General features: G+C 68.7%; 19 protein-coding genes. 9 read left to right on the forward strand and 10 right to left on the reverse strand.

Annotated elements, in window-relative coordinates:
* Positions 1-2 precede the first annotated feature (2 nt).
* Positions 3-794: an efflux RND transporter periplasmic adaptor subunit gene (locus AC6LJ5_RS10560; RefSeq protein ID WP_103272618.1), complete on the forward strand. Its 792-nt coding sequence runs from the start codon at positions 3-5 to the stop codon at positions 792-794.
* A 36-nt stretch (positions 795-830) separates the two neighbouring features.
* On the opposite strand, the gene AC6LJ5_RS10565 is transcribed toward AC6LJ5_RS10560, so the two are convergent.
* The 3 genes from AC6LJ5_RS10565 to AC6LJ5_RS10575 all read right to left on the reverse strand — a co-directional run bounded on the left by AC6LJ5_RS10565 (position 831) and on the right by AC6LJ5_RS10575 (position 4,356).
* Complete coding sequence (locus tag AC6LJ5_RS10565) at positions 831-1,562, reverse strand: DUF3726 domain-containing protein (protein ID WP_103272619.1); 732 nt, start codon at positions 1,560-1,562, stop codon at positions 831-833.
* Entirely contained in the window at positions 1,562-3,280 is a 1,719-nt protein-coding gene (locus tag AC6LJ5_RS10570; RefSeq protein ID WP_498140433.1) for a hypothetical protein, read from the reverse strand. The genes AC6LJ5_RS10565 and AC6LJ5_RS10570 overlap by 1 nt, the downstream gene beginning before the upstream one ends.
* A gap of 176 nt (positions 3,281-3,456) precedes the next feature.
* A complete protein-coding gene (locus AC6LJ5_RS10575; RefSeq protein ID WP_103272621.1) occupies positions 3,457-4,356 on the reverse strand; it encodes a LysR family transcriptional regulator in 900 nt (299 codons plus the stop codon).
* Positions 4,357-4,460: 104 nt separating this feature from the next.
* Here AC6LJ5_RS10575 and AC6LJ5_RS10580 point away from each other — a divergent pair, with 104 nt between their 5' ends.
* The 3 genes from AC6LJ5_RS10580 (at position 4,461) to AC6LJ5_RS10590 (ending at position 8,577) form a co-directional block, all read left to right on the forward strand.
* On the forward strand, positions 4,461-5,891 hold the full coding sequence (locus tag AC6LJ5_RS10580; RefSeq protein ID WP_498140446.1) for an aldehyde dehydrogenase family protein: 1,431 nt from the start codon (positions 4,461-4,463) through the stop codon (positions 5,889-5,891).
* A gap of 12 nt (positions 5,892-5,903) precedes the next feature.
* Positions 5,904-6,890 (forward strand): dipeptidase, encoded by a 987-nt coding sequence (locus AC6LJ5_RS10585; protein ID WP_498140434.1) that lies wholly within the window; start codon positions 5,904-5,906, stop codon positions 6,888-6,890.
* Positions 6,891-6,999: 109 nt separating this feature from the next.
* A complete protein-coding gene (locus AC6LJ5_RS10590) occupies positions 7,000-8,577 on the forward strand; it encodes a BCCT family transporter (protein WP_498140435.1) in 1,578 nt (525 codons plus the stop codon).
* Positions 8,578-8,614: 37 nt separating this feature from the next.
* Here AC6LJ5_RS10590 and AC6LJ5_RS10595 read toward each other — a convergent pair whose 3' ends face one another.
* The 3 genes from AC6LJ5_RS10595 to uvrA all read right to left on the reverse strand — a co-directional run bounded on the left by AC6LJ5_RS10595 (position 8,615) and on the right by uvrA (position 16,236).
* Complete coding sequence (locus AC6LJ5_RS10595; RefSeq protein ID WP_498140436.1) at positions 8,615-9,247, reverse strand: aminotransferase class IV family protein; 633 nt, start codon at positions 9,245-9,247, stop codon at positions 8,615-8,617.
* A 74-nt stretch (positions 9,248-9,321) separates the two neighbouring features.
* Positions 9,322-10,458, reverse strand: coding sequence for an aminodeoxychorismate synthase component I (locus AC6LJ5_RS10600; protein ID WP_498140437.1), 1,137 nt, complete (start codon positions 10,456-10,458; stop codon positions 9,322-9,324).
* A 6-nt stretch (positions 10,459-10,464) separates the two neighbouring features.
* Positions 10,465-16,236 carry an excinuclease ABC subunit UvrA gene (gene uvrA, locus AC6LJ5_RS10605; RefSeq protein WP_498140438.1) on the reverse strand — a complete coding sequence of 1,924 codons (5,772 nt, stop codon included), beginning with the start codon at positions 16,234-16,236 and terminating at the stop codon, positions 10,465-10,467.
* A gap of 227 nt (positions 16,237-16,463) precedes the next feature.
* Between uvrA and AC6LJ5_RS10610 the strand changes: the two genes are divergently transcribed.
* The 4 genes from AC6LJ5_RS10610 (at position 16,464) to AC6LJ5_RS10625 (ending at position 19,197) form a co-directional block, all read left to right on the forward strand.
* Entirely contained in the window at positions 16,464-17,249 is a 786-nt protein-coding gene (locus AC6LJ5_RS10610; protein WP_392410071.1) for an IclR family transcriptional regulator, read from the forward strand.
* 36 nt (positions 17,250-17,285) lie between these two features.
* On the forward strand, positions 17,286-17,936 hold the full coding sequence (locus tag AC6LJ5_RS10615) for a bifunctional 4-hydroxy-2-oxoglutarate aldolase/2-dehydro-3-deoxy-phosphogluconate aldolase (protein ID WP_103272628.1): 651 nt from the start codon (positions 17,286-17,288) through the stop codon (positions 17,934-17,936).
* Positions 17,929-18,846, forward strand: coding sequence for a sugar kinase (locus tag AC6LJ5_RS10620; protein WP_498140439.1), 918 nt, complete (start codon positions 17,929-17,931; stop codon positions 18,844-18,846). Before AC6LJ5_RS10615 ends, AC6LJ5_RS10620 begins: the two co-directional genes overlap by 8 nt.
* A 222-nt stretch (positions 18,847-19,068) precedes the next feature.
* On the forward strand, positions 19,069-19,197 hold the full coding sequence (locus AC6LJ5_RS10625) for a hypothetical protein (RefSeq protein WP_006226408.1): 129 nt from the start codon (positions 19,069-19,071) through the stop codon (positions 19,195-19,197).
* Between the two features lie 181 nt (positions 19,198-19,378).
* Here the strand turns inward: AC6LJ5_RS10625 and AC6LJ5_RS10630 are convergent, their stop codons facing one another.
* Complete coding sequence (locus AC6LJ5_RS10630) at positions 19,379-20,326, reverse strand: LysR family transcriptional regulator (RefSeq protein WP_103272630.1); 948 nt, start codon at positions 20,324-20,326, stop codon at positions 19,379-19,381.
* A gap of 233 nt (positions 20,327-20,559) precedes the next feature.
* On the opposite strand from AC6LJ5_RS10630, the gene AC6LJ5_RS10635 reads away from it, so the two are divergent.
* Positions 20,560-21,495 (forward strand): glycosyltransferase family 2 protein, encoded by a 936-nt coding sequence (locus tag AC6LJ5_RS10635; RefSeq protein ID WP_103272631.1) that lies wholly within the window; start codon positions 20,560-20,562, stop codon positions 21,493-21,495.
* A 63-nt stretch (positions 21,496-21,558) separates the two neighbouring features.
* Here AC6LJ5_RS10635 and AC6LJ5_RS10640 read toward each other — a convergent pair whose 3' ends face one another.
* From AC6LJ5_RS10640 to AC6LJ5_RS10650, 3 genes are read right to left on the reverse strand one after another with little or no spacing between them, the layout of a single operon-like run.
* Entirely contained in the window at positions 21,559-22,308 is a 750-nt protein-coding gene (locus AC6LJ5_RS10640; RefSeq protein ID WP_103272632.1) for an ABC transporter ATP-binding protein, read from the reverse strand.
* Entirely contained in the window at positions 22,309-24,102 is a 1,794-nt protein-coding gene (locus AC6LJ5_RS10645) for a branched-chain amino acid ABC transporter ATP-binding protein/permease (RefSeq protein WP_498140440.1), read from the reverse strand.
* Positions 24,099-25,136, reverse strand: a complete 1,038-nt coding sequence (locus AC6LJ5_RS10650; RefSeq protein WP_498140441.1) for a branched-chain amino acid ABC transporter permease — start codon at positions 25,134-25,136, stop codon at positions 24,099-24,101. Before AC6LJ5_RS10650 ends, AC6LJ5_RS10645 begins: the two co-directional genes overlap by 4 nt.
* Positions 25,137-25,208: the final 72 nt, after the last annotated feature.

A 25,208-nucleotide genomic window follows, 5' to 3' on the forward strand; every position in this document is an offset into this window, starting at 1 on the left:
AGATGAAGATTTCCGCCGCATTCCGTCCCGCCTGCCTTGGCCTTGCCGCCGCGCTGGCCTGCGCCGCGCAGGCCCAGGGCCTGCCGCCCGATGCCGCCTTGCCGCCGCTGACCGGCCTGGGCGCGCCGGCGGACAGCCTGGGCCATCCCATGGCCTGCCTGATCGAGCCGTTCCAGGTGTCGGAGCTGGGCAGTCCCTCGGCCGGCGTGCTGAACAAGGTGCTGGTGCAGCGCGGCGACGAGGTCAGGAAGGGGCAGGTGGTGGCCGAGCTGAACACCAATGTGGACGAGGCCACGCTGCAACTGCGCCGCGCCGAGGCCGCCTACCTGGGCCGCGTGGTGGAGCGCAACGCCGACCTGTACCAGCGCAAGCTGCTGCCCGCCGGCGACTACGACGAGATGACGTCGCGCAGCCGTCAGGCGCAGCTGCAGGTCGCCCTGCAGCAGGCCATCCTGGCCGAGCGCAGCATCAAGAGCCCGTTCGACGGCGTGGTGGCCGAGCGCTACGCCGGCCCCGGCGACCGCATCAACGACAACAAGATCGTCAAGCTCGCGCAGATCGATCCGCTGGTGGTCAAGGTGGTCGTGCCCGACGGCCTTTACGGCCAGATCAAGGCCGATGCCGGCGCCCAGGTCACGGTCAACGCGGCCATCAGCGACAAGCCGCTTCAGGCCAAGGTCTGGCGCATCGACCGGGTGATGGACGCCGCCAGCGGCACCTTCACCGTGCTGCTCAAGGTCGAGAACAAGGGCAACGCCATCCCGGCGGGGATACGCTGCTCGATCCGGTTCTGAGAACCAGGAAGGCTTCGCGCTCCCCGGCCTACAGGCTCATCGACCGCCCGCGCCGCTGCGCGACTGTTCCGAGTTCTCCACCAAGACCGCTTCGGCGAGCCGGTTCAGGCGTTGCCACAGCGTCGGGGACACCTCTGTACCGTGTTCCAGCGCGCGCCGGCCGGCCTGTGCGTAGTCCGCCGGCGTGACCCGTCGGGCGATCCGGGCGGCGTCGGCCTCGAGGGCGGGAGCAGGCAGGGGCTCGATATCCAGCGTCAGCGTCAGGGAGCGTGGCGATTCCGCAGCGCCGCGTTCCGGCAGGGCCGCCGTCTGGTAGCTCGGATAATCGGCGCCGCTTTCGATCCAGGCGGTGTGGCGATGCGCTGGCGCATCGCCGTCGTCCCATCGCGCCTGGGCCCAGCAGCCCTTGCGGGCGCAATCCGCCAGCAGCTTGAGGACGCACTTGCGATCGCGGCAGTCCAGGATTTCCAGCTGGATCCGGCCTTGCCGGGACGCGCGCAGGCAGGCCAGGTCCAGCAGGGACGGCAGGGCGTCCAGCGCGCTGCGACCATGGCATCGTGCTACCAGGCGGCCGGGGGCCGGGACGCTCAGTTCGGTGGCGGGCAGCGCGGGGTCGGCCTGCCACGCCAGCGCGTCCAGGCCGTCTTCGCCATGCAGCGGCAGCCAGCCGGCCATGGCGGCGGCATCCTCGTATTGGCCTTGCGGGTAGCCAAGCCCTTCGAAGACGCGTTTGAGCAGGGCGGCCAGTTCGTTGGCGGAGATCAGCATCAGGCGGTTTCCTGGGCGGGTGCGAGTGGCAGGAACCAGTCGTCGTCAAAGGGGTGTCCGATATCTTCCAGCAAGGGAGCCCCCTGGAACATGGTGTTGCGGACCCACAGGCGCGAGCGCGGGTCGAACTTGCTCACTCCGAAGAAGGACAGCTTGCAGCGCAGCAGGTGCATGGGCAGCACGTCGCGGTCCAGCAGGTTGGCGCGGATTTCGCCGTAGCGCGTCGCCGCCATGGTCTGGATGCGGCGAACGATCCCGCGATCCTCGGGATGGCGGAAGAGAAAATCCGCGACCCGGTCGTGAGGATGCGTGGCCAGGTCACGGACCAGCCGCCGGTGGCATTGCTGCGCCAAGAGGGCGATGCCCAGCGGCATCTGTTTTTCGCGGCCCGCGTCGATGCCGCACAGGCCGAGCCGGGGTTCCTGCTTTTCCTGCGACCGGTACCAGAATGTCGCCTGCGCGCCGTCGGCGTCGAAGTCGATCTCCAGGGCCCAGCGGTAGGCGGATTCGATCAGCGCGCGCAGCTCGGCGGCCGGCATGTCCGGCCTCAGTTCCAGGCGTTCGGGCAGCGCCAGGCGTTCATCCAGGTCATCCACCCGCTCCGGGTGCAGTTCCAGCAGGATGCAGTTGAGCAGTTCCTGGCCCTGCAGGCTGCAATGGCGCGTCGCCCACTCCAGCAGCGGATTCCAGGATTCCAGCCGCGCGCCTTCCAGCCAGCCGGACAGGGCCTGCATGTCCGCGAGGGTGCGCTGGTTGTTGCCGGTCTGCCATTCGTCCTCGGTATGGGTCTCCCGGAGATGGCGGATGGCGCGGTCCAGCAGCTGCGGCAGTCGTGCGCGCGCGGCGGCGGGGGCGGGCGCGGCGACGATGCGGGCGAGCGCCAGTTCGCGCATCTCGACCCAGCGGCTGATGAGCTGCGGATGGTTGATCAGGTAGGGCGCCATGCCCAGGCCCGTCGAATTGCCGATGCCGAAGTAGCGTTTGAGCGCCGGTTCGAGCGCCACCGCCGTGGCGGGCGCGCGATGGCGGGCGATATGCTCGGCCTGCCGCAGGCTGAAGTTGCGCAGCATGAAACAGGTGAACATTTCCGCGGCGAAGGGGCGGGCGAAATCAGGATGCCTGTCCCGGATCTTTTCCCAGTCGGCCATGCCCAGCTTGCCGCTGCCGTAGACCGCCGTGGTGCGGTACAGGTAGCCGACGCGCGTGATCCGGGCCGCGTCGGGCTGCCGCCCTCGGGCCAGCGCGTCCACGACATAGTCGAAGTTGCGCACGCTCCGGTTGGCGCGCGACAGCACCATCGTGCGGGCGTCCAGCCTGCCGGCTTCCTGCAAGGGCACGTTGCGGCGCAGGCTGTCCAACTGGTCCGGATCGACCTCGCCTTCGCACAGCGCCATGGTCAGGTCCCATTCGCTGGCGATGACGCGGTCGTTGCGCTTTTCCGGCGCCAGGTATTGGGAGAACAGCACGAAGCTGAACAGGCCGTTGGGTGTGTGGATGCGGTAGATCGCGGTGCCGTGGCCATCGGCGTCCAGCTCGAAGCGCGAGGCGTCGATCCGCCAGCGCTCGCGCATGATCCGGCGCACCAGGGCGCGCATGAAGCTCAGGCGGCTCTGATGCAGGCTGCCCAGCCGTTCCAGATCCATGACCTGGCCGGCCGGGCGCATGGGCAGGGTCGCGGCTTCGGCCTGGCTGGCTTCCCCGGTGCTAAGCGTGTTCATACTCGGACTCTCAATGGAATGGCGCCGTGCGTCCGCGACAGCATGGCGGACAGCAGGATGCGAGGCGTCGATGTGCCGTCGATATTGGGACAGGCTGACCGGCGGCGCAATTCAGATCGGTCTATTGCTTGATAAGCGGAATTTATGGAGAGACTGTTTTTGATGAGTGGGGCTGCTCAGTTCCGGGAGGCGAGGCCGTTGTCGCGCAGGATGAAGTCGAACAGCGCCTGGGCGGCCACCGGCAGCGAGCGATTGGCCAGGCGCACCAGGCCGATGTCGCGGCTGGCGAGGGGCGCGGCCAGCGGAATGAAGCGCAATGCGCCGGGCTCGGCGGGAAACGCCAGGCGGGGCAGGGTGGTGATGCCCATGCCGGCCTCGATCATGGCCAGCAGTGAAATCATGTTCGAGATGTAGATCTGCGATTCGGCGATCAGCTCGCCGGCGCTGGTCCCCGCGAGCAGCCGGGACGTGCCGTTGGCGATCAGCCGGTGGCCGCGCAGCTGCTGCCAGTCGAGCTTTTTCCTGGCCGCCAGCGGATGGTCCCGGTGGCAGACCACGCCGATGCTGTCCTTCCAGATCGGCGTGAAGCGCAGATCGCTTTCCGGCTCCCAGACGCTGGAAATGCCGAAATCCACCTGGCGGTTCTTCACCATGGCCAGCACCGCCTCGGAGCTGTCGTCGAACAGGCTGACATGCAGGCCGGCATCCTGGCCGATGAAGCGCGTGAGGATATCCGGCAGCAGGCGGCTGGCGACCGATGGCACCGAGGCGATGCGCAGATGTCCGGACTTGTTCTGCGCCACCAGGTTCATCTCGCGCATCACGCGGTCGTGATGGTCGATCAATTCCCTGGCGTAGGCGAGGAACTGCTGGCCGAAGGGCGTCAGGTCCGGCTTGACGACGCGCGCATTGCGTTTTTCGAACAGGGGCTGGCCCAGCTTGTCTTCCAGGTCGCGGATGGACAGGGATATGGCGGGCTGGGTGCGATGCGCCCGTTCCGCGGCGGCATGGAACCCCTGCAGTTCCACGACCCAGACGAAATGACGCAACTGGACGATCCTGAGGTCTGGCAGCATGGTAAGTTTCACTTATCAAACAATAGTTGGAACTAACTTTATTTTATATGTGCCGGCTCCTACCATGCGATCAACAGCATAGGGAGGCAGGCATGGCCAGCAGCATATTCAGCAACTACATCAACGGCGCCTGGGTCGAGGGCGCTTCCAGCATCGTCAATCGCAGCCCCGCCGACACCGAAGACGTGGTGGGACGCTATGCGCAGGCGGACGCCGATCAGGTCGACCGGGCCATCGCGGCGGCGGCCGCCGCCCAGCCCGCCTGGGCGCGCAGCGGGCTGGAGGAACGCTGGCGCGTGCTCATGGCGATCGGTGACGAGCTGATCGCGCGCAAGGCAGAACTGGGCGAGCAGTTGTCGCGCGAAGAAGGCAAGACGCTGGCCGAGGGCGTGGGCGAAGTGCATCGTTCGGGCCAGTTTTTCCACTACTACGCGGCCGAAGTGTTGCGGCAGCTGGGCGAGACGGCGGACTCCGTGCGTCCGGGCGTGGAAATCGAGGTGCGCCGCGAGCCGGTCGGCGTGGTCGCCATCATCACGCCGTGGAATTTCCCGATGGCCACGGCGGCCTGGAAGATCGCGCCGGCGCTGGCCTTTGGCAACGCGGTCGTGTTCAAGCCCGCCAACGCCGTGCCTGCCAGCGCCTGGGCGCTGACCGAGATCATCGCGCGCCAGCCCCTGCCCGCAGGCGCCTTCAACCTGGTCATGGGCAGCGGCGCCGAGGTCGGGGAGCGGCTGATCCAGTCGGCGGCGATCCAGGCGCTGAGCTTCACGGGCTCGGTCGAGACCGGCCGCCGGGTCGCGGCCGCGACGGCCGCCAATTTCGTGCGCTGCCAACTGGAAATGGGCAGCAAGAACGCCCTGGTGGTGCTGGACGACGCCGATCTGCCCCTGGCGGTGGAATGCGCGGTGAATGGCGCGTTCTTCGGCACCGGGCAGAAGTGCACCGCCTCATCCCGACTGATCGTGACCGAGGGCATACACGACCGCTACGTGCAGGCGCTGGTGGAACGCATCGGGCAGCTGAAGGTCGGCCATCCCTTGCGCGAGGGCGTGCACATCGGTCCGGTGATCGACGAGGGCCAGCTGGCGCGGAACCTGCGTTACATCGAGCTGGCGCGGGCCGAGGGCGCGCGACTGGCCTGCGGCGGCGAGCGCATTGAGGATGAGCGCCCCGGGTACTACATGCGTCCCGCGCTGTTCGTCGACACGCGCAATGACATGCGCATCAACCGCGATGAAGTCTTCGGTCCGATCGCCTGCGTCATCAAGGCGCGCGACTACGAGGATGCGCTGACCATGCTCAACGACACGCGTTTCGGCCTTACGGCCGGCATCGTCACCCGGTCGCTGCGGCACGCCAGCGATTTCAAGCGGCGCGCCCGCACCGGCTGCGTCATGGTCAACCTGCCCACCGCCGGCACCGACTACCACGTGCCGTTCGGCGGCCGTGGCGATTCCAGCTTCGGCCCCAGGGAGCAGGGGCAGTACGCCCGCGATTTCTATACGGCGGTCAAGACCGTCTACATCCGTCCTTGAGGAAACATGATCATGCAAGACATGCTGGTGATCGACGGCCTGCAATATTCCAACTGGAGCGAGGCGCTGTTCCGCCAGATGCGCGAGGGCGGCCTGAGCGCCGTGCACGCGACGATCGCCTACCATGAGACCGCGCGCGAGACACTGTCGCGCATCGGGGAATGGAATCGCCGCTTCGAGGCCTGGCCCGGGCTGATCCGCCCCGTGCGGCAGGCGTCGGACATTACGCTGGCGCAACGGGAGGGGCGGGTAGGCGTATTCTTCGGCTTCCAGAACTGCTCGCCCATCGAGGACGATATCGACCTGGTCGAGGTGTTTCGCCAGCTGGGGGTCTTCGTCATGCAGCTGACCTACAACAACCAGAGCCTGCTGGCCTCGGGCTGCTACGAAAGCGAGGACAACGGCATTTCGCGCTTCGGCAGGCAGGTGATCGGCGAGATGAATCGCGTCGGCATGCTGATCGACATGTCGCACAGCGCCGAGCGCAGCACCCTGCAGGCCATTGAACTGTCCGTGCGGCCGGTGATCATTTCCCACGCCAACCCCAGCAGCTTCCATCCTGCCCGGCGCAACAAGTCCGATGCCGTGTTGCGCGCGATCGCGCAATCCGGCGGGCTGCTGGGATTCAGCACCTATCCCTTCCATCTGCGCGGCGGCCCGGCCTGCCGTCTGGACGAGTTCTGCGACATGGTGGCGCGCACGGCGGACCTGATGGGCGTGGACCACATCGGCATCGGCACCGATCTGTGCCAGCAGCAGCCGCTGCAGGTGTTGGAATGGATGCGCAACGGCCGCTGGAGCAAGGCCAAGGATTATGGCGAGGGATCGGCCGCCAACGCGGACTGGCCGGCGCCCCTGCCATGGTTCCGCGACAGCCGGGACTTTCCCGTGATCGCGGCGGGCCTGCGCGAGCGGGGCTTCGTCGATGATGAACTGCGCAGGATCATGGGGCTGAACTGGCTGCATCAGCTGGAGCAGGGCACCGCGCCACGGCCTTGAGAGCCGGCGGGGCCATGAAGAAAACCCCACGCCACGCCCGTTCACGCGGGCTGGCAGCCCCCCGATGAGGTCTGGGGCGGCTTTGGGGAAAAATAACGAGGAGACAATCATGAACGAGATTCCGGCCCGCGCAGCGGGCGGCGAGCAGGCGCGGCCCGCGCTTATGCAGGGCATGGACTGGCCGCTGCTGGCCGTCAGCGGCGGCTTCCTGCTGTGCTTCCTGGCGGCGGCCCTGGTGGACATCGACGCCGTGTCGGCGCTGGTCGGCGCCTTGTTCGCCTGGTCGACGAAGGTGTTCGGCCTGTACTGGCAGATCCTGATGCTGGCGACCTTCGTCATCAGCCTGGGCATCGGCTTCAGCCGCTGCGGCCGCGTGCGCCTGGGCGGCGTGGACAGACGGCCCGACATCAGCACCTTCAACTGGATCGCCGTGATCATGTGCGCGCTGCTGGCGGGCGGCGGCGCGTTCTGGGCCGCCGCCGAGCCCTTGATGCACTTCGCCAGTCCGCCGCCCCTGTTTGCCCAGGTGCAGCCGAAGACCGAAATGGCGGCGCACGTGGCGCTGGCGCAGTCCTTCGTGCACTGGGGCTTCCTGGCCTGGGCCGTGCTTGGCAGCCTGCTGGCCATCGTGCTGATGCACCTGCACTACGACAAGGGCCTGCCGCTGGCGCCCCGCACGCTGCTGTATCCGCTGCTGGGCGAGCGCGCGCTCAAGGGGATGATCGGCAGCCTGGTCGACGCCGCCTGCATCATCGCGGTGGTGGCCGGCACCATCGGCCCGATCGGCTTCCTGGGCCTGCAGATCAGCAATGCGCTGCACGCCGTGTGGGGCCTGCCGAACGACCTGACCACGCAGTCCATCACCATCGTCCTGGTGACGGCCATGTACACCACGTCCTGCCTGGTGGGGTTGAATGGCATCCGCGTGGTCAGCGAGATCAATGTCTGGCTCATGATCGGGTTGGCGCTGTTCATGATCGTGGCCGGGCCGACGCTGTTCATCCTGTCGGCCTTTCCCACGGCGTTCGGCTTGCAGCTGGAGTACTTCCTGCCGATGACGACGTATCGCGCGGATCCGAAGTGGCTGGACTGGTGGACCATCTTCTACTGGGGCTGGTTCATCGGCTATGCGCCGATGATGGGCCTGTACGTCGCCAAGGTGTCGCGCGGCCGCAGCATACGCCAGATCATCGGCACGCTGTCCATCGTCGCGCCGCTGGTGACCATGTTCTGGTTCACGGTGGTGGGGGGCGCGGGCATCGGGCTCGAATTGCAGAATCCGGGCAGCGTCACGGCCCATGGCAGCGAACCCGAGGCGATGCTGCTGGGCATCACGCAGAATCTGCCCTGGGCCGGGCTGGTGTCCGCGCTGTTCATCTTCCTGAGCTTCATCTCGGTCGCCACCAATGGCGACGCCATGGCCTATACCGTGGCCATGGCCATGTCCGGCAACGACACGCCCAGGAAATGGCTGCGCGCCTTCTGGTGCGTCGGCATGGGACTGGCCGCCGTGGTGTTGATCACGATCGGAGCGGGAGGCGTGAGCGCGCTGCAATCGTTCATTGTGATCACCGCCGTGCCGGTCTCGCTACTGATCCTGCCGGCCTTGTGGGATGCGCCGCGCATCGCGCTGGCCATGGCGCGCGAGCAGCTGGGCCAGCGGCGCGGCGTGGGCGAGGCGGTCTAGTGTGCCGTCCGGGTGGACGACTGGCGCCGGCGTCGGCTCAGGCCGCGCGCAGCGTCACGTCGATCCAGCCGCGCAAGGCGTTGGACAGGCGGATCCCGTCCGCCGCGTGCAGGTCGGCCAGGGTCAGCACCTTTTCCTTCGCCTGGCCGGCTTCCAGCAGCTCGGCGCGCTGCACCCCCGGCAGGCAGCCGCAATCGACCGGCGGCGTGTACCAGTGCGCGCCCAGGCGCAGGTAGACGTTGCTGCGGCTGCCTTCGCACAGCTCGCCGCGCTCGTTCAGGTAGAGCAGGTCGAACAGGTGCGGGTGGGACGGCAGCCACTCGATGGTCTTGGTGTACCAGGGGCGGTGGGTGGTCTTGTAGCGCAGCAGCGGTTCGGACGAACGCAGCGCCTCGGGCGCCAGCATCACTTCCTGCACGGCCGGCAGCGGCGGCAGGGGGGCGGTCTGGATGCTGCGGCCGCCGTCGCGCGCCACCAGCAGGCGCAGCCGGTGCGGGCCGGGCGCGGACAGGGCCAGGGCGGCGACCAGGATGTCGGCCTCGACGGGGGGGCCGGCCCAGGCATAGTCCAGCGCCTTGCAGGAGGCTTCCAGCCGCTTCAGGTGCCGCGCCAGCAGCGGCATGCGGCGCTGGGCATCGACCAGGATGGTCTCGATCAGTTCGGGTTGCATGGGACGCTCCTGGGGAAGGGGGGACGGGCGCGGGCCGCGTTCTATCCTACTACCGGCCCGGGGAATTTGGGCCCTCAGGCCTTGAGAATGCGGGCTTTCCAGTGGCATTCCTGCCATTCGGAGGCCGGATCGGAGTCATGGACGATGCCGCCGCCCACGCCGTAGACGCCGGCGCCGGCCGCGTCCACGACCAGCGTGCGGATCGCCACGTTCAGCGAGAAATCGCCGTCCGGCGCCAGCCAGCCGATGCTGCCGCAGTACAGGCCGCGCGGCGCGATCTCCATCTGGCGGATGCGGCGCATGGCGGCGATCTTGGGCGCGCCGGTGATGGAGCCGCAGGGGAACAGCGCGCGCAGCACGTCTTCCAGCGAGGCGCGGGGGGCGCGCGCCGAGACGGTGGACGTCATGGTCCAGACCGTGGGATAGCGTTCCAGCGAGAACAGCGCGTCCACCGTCACCGAGCCGGGCTCGGCCAGCCGGCCCAGGTCGTTGCGCAGCAGGTCCACGATCATCAGGTTCTCGGCGCGGTTCTTCTCGCTGGCCAGCAGCTCGCGGCCCAGGCGCTCGTCCTCGGTCCGGTCGGGATGGCGCGGCGCCGTGCCCTTCATGGGCCGGGTGGTCAGGCGCTCGCCGTCGCGCCGGATGAACAGTTCGGGCGAGAAGGACAGCACGCTGCGCTCGCCGTCCTGGATGAAGGCGGCGTGCGCCACCGGATTGCGCGCGGCGATGCGGCGGTAAAGCGTGGCCGGATCGCCGGCTAGGCGCAGGTCCAGCGGCTGGGTGTAGTTGACCTGGTACAGCTCGCCGGCGCCGATCAGGTCGCGGATCTCGTCGATGCGGCGCAGGTAGTCGGCCTCGGCCATGCGTGGCGCGGCGGGCGTGAGCGTGGCGGCGGGCGCGTCCGGGCCAGGCGAGTCCCAGGGCGCTTCGTCGGTCTTGCCGTCGAAGACCAGCGCGCGCAGCCGTGGCCGGCCGTCGTCGGCCGGCGGCGTCCAGGGGCCGGCGGGCGCGGCCCGCGCGGCCTCGGGCAGCAGCCATTCGCCCAGCTCGTAGTCCAGCATCAGCGCGACCCAGCGGCCCTGGCGGCGCTCGGCCTCGATGGCCTGGAGCGCCGGGCCGACCTCGGCGGCGGCGCGCGCCTCGATGCGGCGGCGCAAGCCGTCCAGCCGCAGGGCGCGGCCGGCCAGCCGGTCTTCAAAGCGACAAAGCATGCTTGCCTATTGCTGATGAGCCAGGAATTCCGTCAGGACGCGGCCGGTGTGGGACTTGTCCTTCAGGGTCATCACGTGTTCCGGCGAACCCTGGGCGACCAGCTGGCCGCCGCCGGTGCCGCCCTCGGGGCCCAGGTCCAGCAGCCAGTCGGCCTCGGCGATCACGTCCAGGTTGTGCTCGATCACGACCACGGTGTTGCCCGCCTCGACCAGCCGGTGCAGCACGTGGATCAGTTTCTCCACGTCCGCCATCGACAGGCCGACCGTCGGCTCGTCCAGCACGTACAGCGTGTGCGGGATGCGCGAGGCGCGGCCGGTCTTGATCAGGCCGTCGGTCAGGCGGGCCTTGGACAGCTCGGTCACCAGCTTGATGCGCTGCGCCTCGCCGCCGGACAGCGTGGGCGAGGGCTGGCCCAGCGTCAGGTAGCCCAGGCCCACGTCCTGCATCAGCTGCAGCGGTCGGTGGATCTTGGGATGGGCGGCGAAGTAGCCGATGGCGTCGTCCACTTCCATGGACAGCAGCTCGCCGGCGTTCTTGCCGCGCATCTGCACGCTCAGCGTGTCCTGGTTGAAGCGCGCGCCGTTGCAGGCGTCGCAGGGTACCTTCACGTCCGGCAGGAAGTTCATCTCGATGGTGCGCATGCCCTGGCCCTCGCAGATCGGGCAGCGGCCGTCGCCGGTGTTGAAAGAGAAGCGCGCCGAGGTCCAGCCGCGCATGCGGGCCTCGCGCGTGTCGGCGAACTGCTTGCGCACGTCGTCCCAGAAGCCCACGTAGGTGGCGGGGCAGGAGCGCGGCGTCTTGCCGATAGGCGTCTGGTCCACTTCCAGCACGCGGTCGATGGCCTCCCAGCCGGTGATGCTGTCGCAGCCGGCCCAGCCGGGCGCCTTGCCCTGCGAGACGGCCTGCATCAGGTTGTCCAGCAGCACTTCGCGCGCCAGCGTGGACTTGCCCGAGCCGGACACGCCCGTCACCACGCTCAGCCGGCCCACCGGGATCTGCGCGTCGACATGGCGCAGGTTGTGCAGGCGCGCGCCGCGGATCTGGATCATGGGCGTATCGGCCTCGACCGGGCGGCGGCCCTGCAGCGGGTGCTTGAGCGGATGGGCCAGGTAGCGGCCGGTGACGGATTCGGGGGCGTCGATCAGGTCCTGGGCGCTGCCCTGGGCCACCACGCGGCCGCCGCGCACGCCGGCGCCGGGGCCGATGTCGATGATGTGCGAGGCGCGGCGGATGGTGTCGTCATCATGCTCGACCACCACCAGCGTGTTGCCGTTGCCTTCCAGCCGCGCCAGCGCGTCCAGCAGGATGCGGTTGTCGCGCGGGTGCAGGCCGATGGTGGGCTCGTCCAGCACATAGCACACGCCCTGCAGGTTCGAGCCCAGCTGCGCGGCCAGCCGGATGCGCTGCGCCTCGCCGCCGGACAGCGTGGGCGCGGCGCGGTCCAGCGCCAGGTAGTTCAGGCCGACTTCCTGCATGAAGTTCAGGCGGCCGCGGATCTCGGTGAGGATGTCGCGGGCGATCTCGCCCTCGCGGCCGCGCGCCACCAGCCCGGTGAAGAAGGTGTGCGCGTCCGACACCGGCAGCGAGGCCAGTTCGGCGATCGACTTGTCGCGCCAGCGCACGGCGCGGGCCACGCGGTTCAGGCGCTGGCCGTCGCACTGCGTGCAGACCTTGGCCTCGCCTTCGTACCAGGCGTTCCAGGCGGTTTCCTCGCCGGTCTGTTCCTCGTCAAAGCCCTGCAGTTGCAGGCCGGTGCCGAAGCAGCCGGTGCACCAGCCGTGCTTGGAGTTGTACGAGAACAGGCGCGGATCGGGTTCGGGGAAGCTGATGCCGCAGGACGGGCAGGCGCGCTTGACCGAGAAGTGCTGTTGCTGCAGGTCGCTGTCCAGCGCCTCGTGCAGCTTGTTCACCGGCCAGACCACGGACATCACGCCCTGGCCGTTCTCCAGCGCGCTCTTGACCGCGGCGCGCAGCTCGGCCTCGTTGGCCGGATCGACCACCACGTCCGCCACCGGCAGCTCGATGGTGTGTTCCTTGTAACGGTCCAGGCGCGGCCACGGCGCCACGGGAATGAACTGACCGTCGACGCGCAGGTGCGAGTGGCCGCGCGCGCCGGCCCACTTGGCCAGGTCGGTGTAGTAGCCCTTGCGCGCGGTGACCAGCGGGGCCAGGAGGCCGATGTGCTCGCCCCTGCGCTCGCGCAGCAGGCGGGCCACGATCTGGTCGGTGTTCTGCGGCTCGACGGCGACGTTGCAGTCGGGACAGTACTGCGTGCCGAGCTTGACGTAGAGCAGGCGCAGGAAGTGATGGATCTCGGTCATCGTGGCCACGGTGGACTTGCGTCCGCCGCGGCTGGTGCGCTGCTCGATGGCGACCGTGGGCGGGATGCCGAAGATGGCGTCCACGTCGGGCTTGCCGGCAGGCTGCACGATGGCGCGGGCGTAGGCGTTGAGCGATTCCAGGTAGCGGCGCTGGCCTTCGTTGAAGAGGATGTCGAAGGCCAGGGTGGACTTGCCCGAGCCGGACACGCCGGTGATCACGGTGAACTTGTCGCGCGGGATCTCGACGTTGACGTTCTTCAGGTTGTGCTCGCGCGCGTTGCGGATCTCGATGGACATGGCGCTCTGGCGGCGCGCGCGCATCAGCGATTGCAGCGGCGTGCCTTCGCCGGCGCCATAGGGCGCGTCCGGCTCGGCGATGCGCGCGCTCAGGCCGGCTTGTTCGGCTTCCTGCGCGGCCATGTCGCTGGACGCTGCCACGTCGGCGACCGGCGTCGGCAGGATGCTGGTTTCATAATCGCGCAGCGCCGCGCCGGTATGCGACTTGGGGTTGTCCATCAGGTCCTGCGGCGTGCCGGTGCCGATCACCAGGCCGCCGGCGTCGCCGCCTTCGGGGCCCAGGTCGATCAGCCAGTCGGCCGCGCGGATCACGTCCAGGTTGTGCTCGATCACCAGCAGCGTGTGGCCGGCGGCCAGCAGCTTGCGGAAGGCGCGCATCAGCCGCGCCACGTCATCGAAGTGCAGGCCGGTGGTGGGTTCGTCGAACAGGAACAGGCTGCCCTTCTTGGCGACCTTGGCGGTGGAGATGCCGCTGCGCGCGGCCTCGGCCAGGTGGCCGGCCAGCTTCAGGCGCTGCGCCTCGCCGCCGGACAGCGTGGGCACGGGCTGGCCCAGGCGCACGTATTCCAGGCCCACGTCGCCCAGCGGCGCCAGCCCGGTCTGCACGTCGCGCAGGCCCTTGAAGAAGTCCAGCGCCTCGCTGACCGTCATTTCCAGCACTTCGTCGATGGACGCGCTCTTGCCCAGGTGCTCGACGCGTACTTCCAGCACCTCGGGGCGGAAGCGCTTGCCGTCGCAGTCGGGGCAGCGCAGGTAGACGTCCGACAGGAACTGCATCTCCACGTGCTCGAAGCCGGTGCCGCCGCAGGTCGGGCAGCGGCCGTCGCCGCCGTTGAAGCTGAAGGTGCCGGCGGTGTAGCCGCGCTCGCGCGCCAGCGGCGCCTGCGCGAACAGCTTGCGGATCGCGTCGAAGGCGCCGACATAGCTGGCCGGATTGGAGCGGGCGGTCTTGCCGATGGGGGTCTGGTCCACCATGACCACTTCGGCGATCTGCTCGGCGCCCAGCAGGCGCTGGAAGGCGCCGGGGGCCTCGGTCGGCTTGCCCTTCTGCTTGAGCAGGGCGGGGTAGAGCACGTCCTGCACCAGCGTGGACTTGCCCGATCCGGACACGCCGGTCACGCACACCAGCCGGCCCAGCGGCAGCTCGACCGAGACGTTCTTCAGGTTGTGCGCGCTGACGCCTTCCAGGATCAGGCGCGGCGTGTTGGCCGCCACCGGCATGGGGCGCGGCGCCTCGACGCGCAGGCGGCTGCCGAGATAGTCGCCGGTCAGGGTGGGCGCGGCGCGCAGCGCGGCGGGCGTGCCGTCGAAGACGATGCGGCCGCCGCGTTCGCCGGGGCCGGGGCCGATGTCGATGACGCGGTCGGCGGCCACCATGACCTGCGGGTCGTGCTCGACCACCACCAGCGTGTTGCCGGCGTTGCGCAGCCGGTGCATGACCTCGACCACGCGGTGCATGTCGCGCGGGTGCAGGCCGATGGACGGCTCGTCCAGCACGAACAGCGTGTTCACCAGCGAGGTGCCCAGCGCCGTGGTCAGGTTGATGCGCTGCACCTCGCCGCCGGACAGCGTGCGGCTCTGGCGGTCCAGCGTCAGGTAGCCCAGGCCCACGTCGCACAGGAACTTCAGGCGCGCGCGCACCTCGGTCATGAGCAGGTCGGTGGCGGCGTCCAGCGCGCCGGTGAAGGACAGCTTGTCGAAGAACAGGCGCACGCGCTCGATCGGCAGCAGCATCACGTCATGCACCGACAGGCCGTCCAGCGCGTCCAGCTGTTCGCGCGTCCAGCTCGCGCCCACCGGCATGAAGCGGCGGTAGCGGCCATCGTCGGGCGGCAGCACTGCGTCGGCTTCTTCCTTCGTGCCCAGGCGCCAGAGCAGCGCGTCCGGCTTCAGGCGCGCGCCATTGCAGGCGGGGCAGGGCGTGTAGCTGCGATACTTGGACAGCAGCACGCGCACGTGCATCTTGTAGGCCTTGGTTTCGAGCCAGTCGAAGAAGCGCTGCACGCCGTACCACTGGTGCTTCCAGGCGTCGTTGCCGCCCTTCCAGTCGGGCGTGCCGTGCAGCACCCAGTGCTTGTGCTCGGGCTTCATGTCCTTCCAGGGCACGCCCAGCGGCACGCCGGCGCGCGGCGCGTACTTCTGCAGGTCGTCCTGGCATTCCTTGTAGGACGGCGTGGTCCAGGGCTTGATCGCGCCTTCGAGCAGGGTCTTGGTCTCGTCCGGGATCACCAGGCCGAAGTCGATGCCGATGACGCGGCCGAAGCCACGGCAGGATTCGCAGGCGCCCAGCGGCGAATTGAACGAGAAGCTGCTGGGCAGCGGATCGGTGTATTCGATATCGCAGTCGGCGCAGTGCAGGCGGTCGCTGTACTTCCAGACCTGGGCGTCCTGGCCCTCGTCGTCCATGACGTGCACGGCCAGGTGGCCGGCGCCCATGCGCAGGGCCGTGTCCAGCGCTTCCATCACGCGCTCGCGCTCGGCGCCGGAAAAGCGGAAGCGGTCCTGCACCACGTGCAGGATGCGGCGGGCCTCGGCGCCGGCCTTGGCGGCCTTGCCTTTTTCCTTGCCCTTCTTCGCCGGCGCGGCGGCGCGCGGCACGGCGTTTTCCTCGGCGTGCACGCGGGTGTAGCCCTGTTGCTCCAGGAAGCCGCGGACTTCTTCTTCGGTGAAGTTGGCCGGCACCGCGATCGGGAAGGTCACGACCAAGCGCGGATCGCCGGCGGCGGCCGAGCGTTCGGCCAGCGCGTGGAAGATCGAGTCGGGCGTGTCGCGCCGCACCAGCTTGCCGCAACCCCGGCAGAACAGGCGCGCGCCGCGCGCGAACAGCAGCTTCAGGTGGTCGTTCAGCTCGGTCATCGTGCCGACCGTGCTGCGCGAGCTGCGCACCGGGTTGGTCTGGTCGATGGCGATGGCCGGCAGGATGCCCTCGATGCGGTCCACCTGCGGCTTGTCCATGCGATCCAGGAACTGGCGCGCATAGGGCGAGAAGGTTTCCACGTAGCGGCGCTGGCCCTCGGCGTACAGGGTGTCGAAGGCCAGCGAGCTTTTGCCCGAGCCGGATACCCCGGTCACGACCACGAGTTCGCCCGTGGCGATGGTCAGGTCCAGGTTCTTGAGGTTGTTCTGGCGTGCGCCAACGATGCGGATTTCTGAGCTCATGGGGCGGTATCGTAGCCTGAAGGAATGGGCTGGTCCGGGCGGCCTCGGCGCCGCTGGTTCCGGGCGCGGCGATATGGAATAATTGCCTATATCGTGAGCACGCTGTCTATATTATGGACAGCGTGCCGCGCCAAACTGTACAAATAAACAGTATCGCAGATTCGTCTGAAAATCGTGCGTCATGCATTGGGCATACGCGAATAACCCGATAACGGATGGGGAATTCCTTGCTGGAGACCAAGGTGGCGGGCGCTGCGGCGTTCGCCAAGTTCATGACCGTGCTGCAGGCCGTGGCCGATGCGCAGCAGCCGCCCACCGCGGCGGCGCTGGCGCGCGCCTGCGGCTATCCCAGGCCTACGGTCTACCGGATCCTGGCCGCGCTGGCCGAGCAGGGCATGCTGATGGAAAGCGGCGGCGCCTATCGCCTCGGGCCGCGCCTGCTACAGCTGGCCAGCCGCTCCTGGTCCCAGTTCGACCTGCGCGCCGCGCTGGCGCCCGAGCTGCAGGCGCTGCGCGACGCCACCGGCGAGACCGTGCACCTGGCGGTGCCCGCCGGCGCCGAGATGGTCTATATCGACAAGCTGGAAAGTCCCGGTCCGGTGCGCATGGTGTCGCGCGTGGGCGCGGGCGTGGCCCTGCATTCCAGCGCCGTGGGCAAGGCCTACCTGGCCGCGCTGGGCGAGGCCGAGCGCGAACGGCTGCTGGACGGACTGCCGCTGGAAGCGCGCATGCCGTCCACGCTGGCCAGCCTGCCGGCCCTGCGTGCCGCGCTGGCCGAGACCGCCGCGCGCGGCTATGCCGTCGACGATGAGGAAAACGAGCCCGGCATCGTCTGCTACGGCGTGGCGCTGCGCGACGCGGGCGGCCGGCCGGTGGCCGGCGTCAGCGTCAGCACGCTGCTGTTCCGCCGCCGCGACGATCCGCAATCCGCCTATATCGATCCCCTGCTGCGGCTGCGCGATGCGGCCGCCGCCAAACTCGCCATGCTGCCAGTGGCATCCGGCGCTGCTTGATCGGCGCGCCCGCCGCAATCCATTCAAAGGAACCCCATGAACGCCTCCGTCGATTCCCGCGCCTCCAAGCTGGCCGCCCTGCTGGCCGCCAGGGTGGTGCCCGTGCTGCGCTATACCGACGCGTCCGCCGCCGCCTATGCGGCCGAGGTCGCGGTGGCCGCCGGCTGCACCACGCTGGAACTCACCTGGACCATCCCGGGCGTGACCGACCTGCTGCGCGCGCTGCGCGACAAGCACGGCGACGCGCTGCTGCTGGGCGTGGGCACCGTGCTGGACGAAAGCCAGGCGCGCGAGGCGCTGGTGGCGGGCGCCGACTTCCTGGTCTCGCCGGCCCTGGCGACCGAGGCCGTGGACATGGCCCATGCCGCCGGCGCGCTGTGCCTGCTGGGCGCCTTCACGCCCACCGAGGTGCTGGCCGCGCGGCGCGCGGGCGTGGACATGGTGAAGATCTTCCCCGCCGACACCGGTGGCCCCAAGCACCTGGCCGCGCTCAAGTCGGTCTACCCGGACACGGTGTTCTGCCCCACGGGCGGCGTGACGGTGGACAACATGGGCGCCTATTTCGCCGCCGGGGCCAGCATCGTCGGCATCGGCAGCAATCTCTATGACAAAGCCGCCTTCGCCGCGCGCGACACCGCCGCGCTGGTCAAGCAGATCATCCAGACCCGCGAGGCCGCCCATGCTTGATATCGATATCGTCGCCCTGGGCGAACCCCTGGTCGAACTCAACCAGACCCGCGCCGGCGAGCCGCAGTACCGGCAGGGCTTCGGCGGCGACACCTCCAACGCCGTCATCGCCGCCGCCCGCCAGGGCGCGCGCTGCGCCTACCTGACGCGGGTGGGCGGGGACAGCTTCGGCGCCCAGCTGCTGGAACTGTGGAAGGCCGAGGGCGTGGACACGTCCGGCGTGGAAGTGGACCCGGACGCCCATACCGGCCTGTACTTCGTGCAGCACGGCCCGCAGGGCCATTCCTTCAGCTACCTGCGGCGCGATTCCGCCGCCAGCCGCATGACGCCGGCCAGTCTCAAGGGCCAGCTGATCGAGCGCGCCCGCTACCTGCATGTCTCGGGCATCAGCCTGGCCATCAGCACCTCGGCCTGCGATACCGTGTTCGCCGCCATCGAGCGCGCCCATGCCGCCGGCGTCCAGGTCAGCCTGGATTCCAACCTGCGGCTGCGCCTGTGGCCGGTGGACCGCGCCCGCGCCATCCTGCGCGAGGCGCTGCGCCAGGCCGACCTGTTCCTGCCCAGCATGGACGACATGCAGCACCTGACCGGCAATGACGACCCGGAACGCACGCTGGACTGGATCCGCGACGCCGGCGCCACCGGGGTGGTGGTGCTCAAGCTGGGCAAGGACGGCTCCATCATCGACGACGGCCACGGGCGCAAGCCGGTGGCGGCGCTGCGGGTGGAGGCGGTCGACGCCACCGGCGCGGGCGACTGCTTCGCCGGCAGCCTGCTGGCCCGCCGCTGCAAGGGCGATTCCTGGGAGGACGCGGTGCGCTATGCCAATGTGGCGGCGGCCCTGTCCACGCTGGGGTATGGCGCGGTCGAGCCCCTGCCCAGCGCGGAGCAGGTCCAGGCGAAACTGTAGGATCCGCCTTGGATTTGGGCTCTTTTAGCGCCGGTTGGCGTGTTTTTCGGATTTCAGGCTAAAATGCCAAGTTATCCGAATTTTCCGCCAGCCTGTCGTTAGATGGTGACTGGGTTGTGCGGGCGATGGGCTGGGTGCCAATTGCGGTTGCCGCAGCCTGATTCGCAAATCCGATACCCGCAAATCCGGCTACCCGCCAACCTACTACGCAGGAGAATCAACATGGCAGAACGCAAGCGCGTCCGTCGCAACACCCTGGAACGCCGTTGCCTGGGCAAGGCTTTCAAGCGCCTCTTCGTCAAGTCGCCCAAGGGCGTCTTCAAGATGCTGGAAAAGATCAAGCGCGTCTAAGCTCTGACGCGAGACGCGGGGCCGACTAGGTCCGCGTCCTGATCTGAAAAAACCCGCCTGGCGCGAGCCATGCGGGTTTTTTGTCGTTTCCGCTCTGCGTCGCCAATCCGGCCAGGGGCCGGTGTTCAGGGTAAGCGCTCGCTGACGGCGCGCCGCCGGCAAGCGGGCTCGCCCGCAGCGCTTACTGCGCCGGGCCCAGCATCGGCAGGATGAAATCCATGAACGCCCGCGTCTTGGCCGGCTGGATGCTGGACGGGTAGGTGACGTAGATGGAGATCGGGTCCACCGACCAGCCTGGCAGCAGGCGCTTGAGCGAGTTGCGCTTGATGATGGGATCGAGCGCGCGGCAGTGGGGCATGCGGGTGATGGCCAGGTCCAGGCCGGCCAGCGTGCCGGCGATGCTCATGTTGTTGGCGGCCAGGTGGCCGCTGACCGGCACCATCTCGCTGATGCTGCCGTTGTGCAGCATCCAGTGCGAATGCTCGTCGTCGATGGTGGTGCGCAGGCACTGGTGCGCGCTCAGGTCCTGCGGCGTCAGCGGCTCGCCGTGGCGCTCCAGGTAGCGGTCGGACGCATACAGGTAGTTGTCCAGCCGCACCAGCTCCTGCACCACGGCGCCGCTATGGCCGCCATTGCCCTGCTCGCCCGTGGGCGGCAGGTTGTAGTCGGAGTTGCGGCCGAAGCGCAGCATGATGTCGAACGGCGTGCCCTGCGTATCCGAGGCGGTCAGCATGCTGAGGTCGAACTCGCATTCGATGTCCGGATAGCGCTCGGTGAAATCGTTGATGATCTCGGGCAGCAGCCAGATCGCCAGGCTGTAAGGCATGGACACGCGCAGGTTGCCGGACGGGCCGCCGGCCAGCGCCAGCAGCTGTTCGTGCGCCAGGCGGGCCTCGTCGATCAGGCCCTGGCAGCGGCGCATGTAGGCCGCGCCGGCCTCGGTCAGGTCCAGGCGGCGGGTGTTGCGGTTGATCAGGCGCAGCCCGATGGCCCGCTCCAGCTCGTTGATGCGGCGGGATAAGGTGGACGTGGGCATGTCCAGCGCGCGCGCGGCCAGGCTGAAACTCTTGCGCTTGGCAACTTCCACAAACAGGGCGATGTCGTTGAGCTGGACGGTCGGGGCTTCCATGGGCGTTCCGGTTTTTGCCGCCCGAGTTTACGCCACTCCGGCTGCCCGGATCGGAGAGCCCTGGTTGATCGCCGGAGATCAGACGACGTCTTGTCAGATTTGATTGCAAATTCAAATGCCGCGGCATGGGCGGGCACGCGCATATCCCCTAAACTTCAGGCGAAAACACCAACGAAGACACCAAAATCAAGACCGCAGCGGTTCCCAGACGATCGCAAAGGGGCATAGCAGGCATGGCCGACACACCACCGTTCTTTACCATTCTGACCCCAACCTACAACCGGGCGGGCACGCTGCACCGGGTGTACGAGTCGCTCTGTCAGCAGACCTTCAAGGACTTCGAATGGGTTGTGGTGGATGATGGCTCCACGGACAACACGCACGCCTCGGTGCTGGCCTGGCAGGCGCGCGCGGCGTTTCCCATCCGCTATGTCTGGCAAAACAACCAGCACAAGAAAACGGCGTTCAACCGCGGCGTGCGCGAGGCGCGCGGCGAGCTGATCGTCGGGCTGGACAGCGACGACGAAATGCCGCCGGACGCGTTGCAGATCTTCAAGTCGGTCTGGGACTCGATCCCGCCCGCGCGCCGCGACTCCTACGTGGCCGTGACCGGCCTGTGCGCCCGGCCCGATGGCTCCGTCGTCGGCGACCGCTATCCGCAGGACGTGTTCGACAGCACCGCCGTCGACGTGTATTTCCGCCACCGCATCAAGGGCGAGAAGTTCGGCTGCATGCGCACCAGCGTGCTGCGCAAGTTTCCCTTCCCCGAGGACGTGGCCGGTTTCGTGCCGGAAAGCCTGGTGTGGTGGGCGATCTCGCGCGCCGGCTATCTGAGCCGCTTCATCAACCAGGTGGTGCGGGTCTACCACGACAGCACGGACAGCCTGAGCCGCGGCACGGTCGCGGTGGGCAGCAATGCCCAGGGCCTGTACCTGCTGGCCTGGGACATGCTGCAGCACCATCTTGAATACTTCCGCTACCGGCCGCGCGAGTTCATCATGGCGGCGGCGCGCTACACCCGGTTCCGCCTGCACCTGGAGCACTCCGGCGTGGCCACGGCCGTGCAAGCCTACCGCCTGACGCGGCCGCTGGGCCGGCTGATGGTGGGGCTGATGTGGCCGCTCGGTTACGCGCTGTACCGCCGCGACCGGCGCCGGGGCATCGCCTAGCGCCAGCCGTTTCCCCGGCGGCCGGCGCCGGGACCCATGCGCGCGGATGCCAGGATCGCCGCTTCAGGCCGGCGCCTGCGCCGCCGCGCCGTGCCCCAGCCCCAGATAGACCTCGACCACGCGCGGATCCTGCGCCACCTGCGCCGCCGGGCCTTCCAGCGTCACCGCGCCGGTTTCCAGCACATAGGCATAGTCCGCCACCTGCAGCGCGGCGCGCGCGTTCTGCTCGATGAGCAGAATGGACACGCCCATGTCGCGCAGGCGCGCGACGATGTGGAAGACCTCGCGCACGATGCGCGGCGCCAGGCCCAGGCTGGGTTCGTCCAGCATCAGCAGCTTGGGCTTGGCCATCAGCGCGCGGCCCACCGCCAGCATCTGCCGTTCGCCGCCGGACAGCGTGCCGGATAGCTGGCCGCGCCGTTCGCGCAGGCGCGGGAACAGGTCATAGACCTCGGCCAGCGTGCCGTCGTGGTCGCGCTGGCCGCGCCGGTAGCGGTCGAAGGCGCCCAGCATCAGGTTGTCCTCCACCGTCATCTCGGAGAACAGCTCGCGCTTTTCCGGCACCAGGTTCATGCCGGCCGCGACCATTTCCTCGATTTCGGCGTGCTCGCGCGGCTTGCCGTCGAACACGATGCGTCCGCTCGAGGGCAGCACGCCCATGATGGCCGACAGCAGCGTGGTCTTGCCAGCGCCGTTGGGGCCGATCACGGTCACGATCTGGCCCTGGCCGACCGCCAGGTCCACGCCCGTGACGGCCTCGATCTTGTCGTAGGCCACGCGCAGGCCTTGCACTTCCAGCAGTTTCGCCGCCATTTATTCCACTCCGCCCAGATAGGCTTCAAGCACCGCCGGATTGTGCTGGATTTCGGCGGGCAGGCCCTCGGCGATCTTCTCGCCGAAGTCCATCACGACCACGCGGTCCACCAGGCCCATCACGAAATCCATGTCGTGCTCGACCAGCAGGATCGCCATGCCTTCGGCGCGCAGCTTGCGCAGCAGCTCGGCCAGCTCGCGCTTTTCCTGGTAGCGCAGCCCGGCCGCCGGCTCGTCCAGCAGCAGAATGCAGGGATCCGACGCCAGCGCCCGCGCGATCTCCAGGATGCGCTGCTGACCCAGCGCCAGCGAGCCGGCCTCGTCATGCAGATGCCGGCCCAGGCCCACGCGCTCGACCTGGCGCGCGGCCTCGGCCAGGAGGCGCGATTCCTCGGCGCGGTCCAGCCGCCAGGCGGCCGGCATGACGCCGCGATGGCCGCGCAGGTGCGCGCCGATCGCCACGTTCTCCAGCACGCTCATGCGGCCCAGCAGGCGCACGTGCTGGAAGGTGCGCGACAGACCCAGCCGCGCGATGCGACGCGCGCCGGCGCCGGCCACCTGCTGGCCCAGCAGCGTGACCTGGCCCGAGGTGGGCGTGTCCACGCCGGATATCTGGTTGAACATGGTGCTCTTGCCTGCGCCGTTGGGGCCGATCAGCGCCAGGATCTCGCCCGCGCGGATCTCCAGGTTCATGGCATTGTTGGCCACCAGCCCGCCGAACTTGCGGGTCACGTCCACCGCCTTGAGCACCACCTCGCCGCGCGGCGGCATGGGCTTGCGCGGCAGCGGCGCGGCGTCCAGGTCCAGCTTGCGCTCGACCTTGCGCACCGGCACCCAGCGCGTCAGCAAGGGCCACAGGCCGCTGCGCGCGCGGTGCAGCAGCAGCACCATGCCGAAGCCGAACACGATGACCTCGAAATTGCCGGTCTGGCCCAGCACCTTGGGCAGCAGGTCCTGCAGCCACTGCTTGAGCACGGTGAACACGCCCGCGCCCACCAGCGCGCCCCATACCTGGCCCGCGCCGCCGATGACGGTCATGAACAGGTACTCGATGCCCATCTGCAGGCCGAACGGATTCGGATTGACGAAGCGCTGCATGTGCGCGTACAGCCAGCCCGAGGCGCAGGCCTGCAGCGCGGCGATGATGAAGATCACCATGCGCGAGCGGGCCGTGTCCACGCCCATCGACTCGGCCATGACGCGGCCGCCCTTGAGCGCGCGGATCGCGCGGCCCTCGCGCGAGTCCAGCAGATTGCGGGTGGACCAGACCGCCAGCAGCAGGAAGGCCCAGATCAGGTAGTAGATGGTCTCGCCCTGGTCCAGCGCCTTGCCGAACAGCGAGATGGCGGGAATGTCCGGAATGCCGGTATGTCCGCCCAGGCCTTCCATCGAACCAAAGGCGAAGTACAGCGACAGCCCCCAGGCGATGGTGCCCAGCGGCAGGAAATGGCCGGACAGCTTGAGCGTGATCGCGCCCAGCAGCCAGGCCACCACCAGCGTCAGCAGCAGGCCGGCCAGCAGCGTCAGCCAGGGCGAGGTGCCAAGCCAGCCCAGCCAGGACGGCAGGCTGTCGGCGCGCGTGGTCAGGATGGCCGTGGTGTAGGCGCCCAGGCCCACGAAGGCGGCCTGGCCGAAGCTGGTCAGCCCGCCCACGCCGGTCAGCAGCACCAGGCCCAGCGCCACCAGCGCGTACAGGCCGATGTAGTTCAGCAGCGTGACATAGAACGGCGGCAGGAATGGCGGCGCCAGCGCCAGCAGGGCCAGGAAGGCCAGGAGGACGAAGCGGGGATTCATTCTTCTTCCTCTTCGACGTGATGGCTCTTGAGCGAGCGCCAGAGCAGCACGGGAATGATCAGGGTGAACACGACGATTTCCTTGTAGGCGCTGGCCCAGAACGAGGAGAAAGCCTCGATCAGGCCCACCAGCACCGCGCCCGCGGCGGCCAGCGGATAGCTGACCAGTCCGCCGATGATGGCGCCGACGAAGCCCTTCAGGCTGACCATGAAGCCGGAGTCGAAATACATGGTGGTGATGGGCGCGATCAGGATGCCCGACACCGTGCCGATCAGCGCCGCCAGGAAGAAGGTGGCGCGGCCGGCGAACACCGGCGAGATACCCATCAGGCGCGCGCCCAGCCGGTTGAAGGCCGCCGCGCGCAGGGCCTTGCCGTACATGGAACGCTCGAAGAACTGGTACAGCACGACGATCAGCAGCGCCGACACCGCCACCACCCACAGCGCCTGGCTGTTGACGTTGACCGGTCCCAGCGTCAGCCCGGCGTCGCTGAACGGCGCGGTGCGCGCGCCCTCGGCGCCGAAGGCCAGCAGGCCCAGCCCGACCAGCGCCAGGTGCACGGCGATCGAGACGATCAGCAGCACCAGCGTGGAGGCGGCCGCGATCGGCTGATAGAAGAGGCGGTACAGCTGCGGCCCCATCGGCACCACCAGCAGCAGCGTCAGCAGCGCTTGGACCGCCATCGGCAGCTGCGCCAGCGGCAGCCGGTAGAGCAGGGCGGCCAGGATCAGGGGGTAGACCGCCTTGGCGGCGATGCGCCAGACGCGCATGCGCGCCGGCCGCTTGCGCCAGGCCAGCAGGTCACAGACGGCTTCGGCCAGCGCGAAGGCCAGCAGCAGCCACACCAGCGCCACCGGCTTGCCGGCCTGCAGCGAGGCCATGGTCAGCGCGCCGAAGGCGACGAACTCGCCTTGCGGAATGAATAGGACGCGGGTAACGGTAAACACTAGCAGGATGGACAAGGCCAGCAGCGCATAGATCGCGCCATTGGTGATGCCGTCCTGCCCGAGTATCAGGGCGATCTGAGCATTCATGCAGAATTCCGGGTAAGACAAAGCACGCAGGCACGCCACCCTCGTACCTAAAAAAATCGGTGCCCCCCATCG

The sequence above is a fragment of the Achromobacter sp. 1011791174 genome (genome assembly GCF_059760925.1).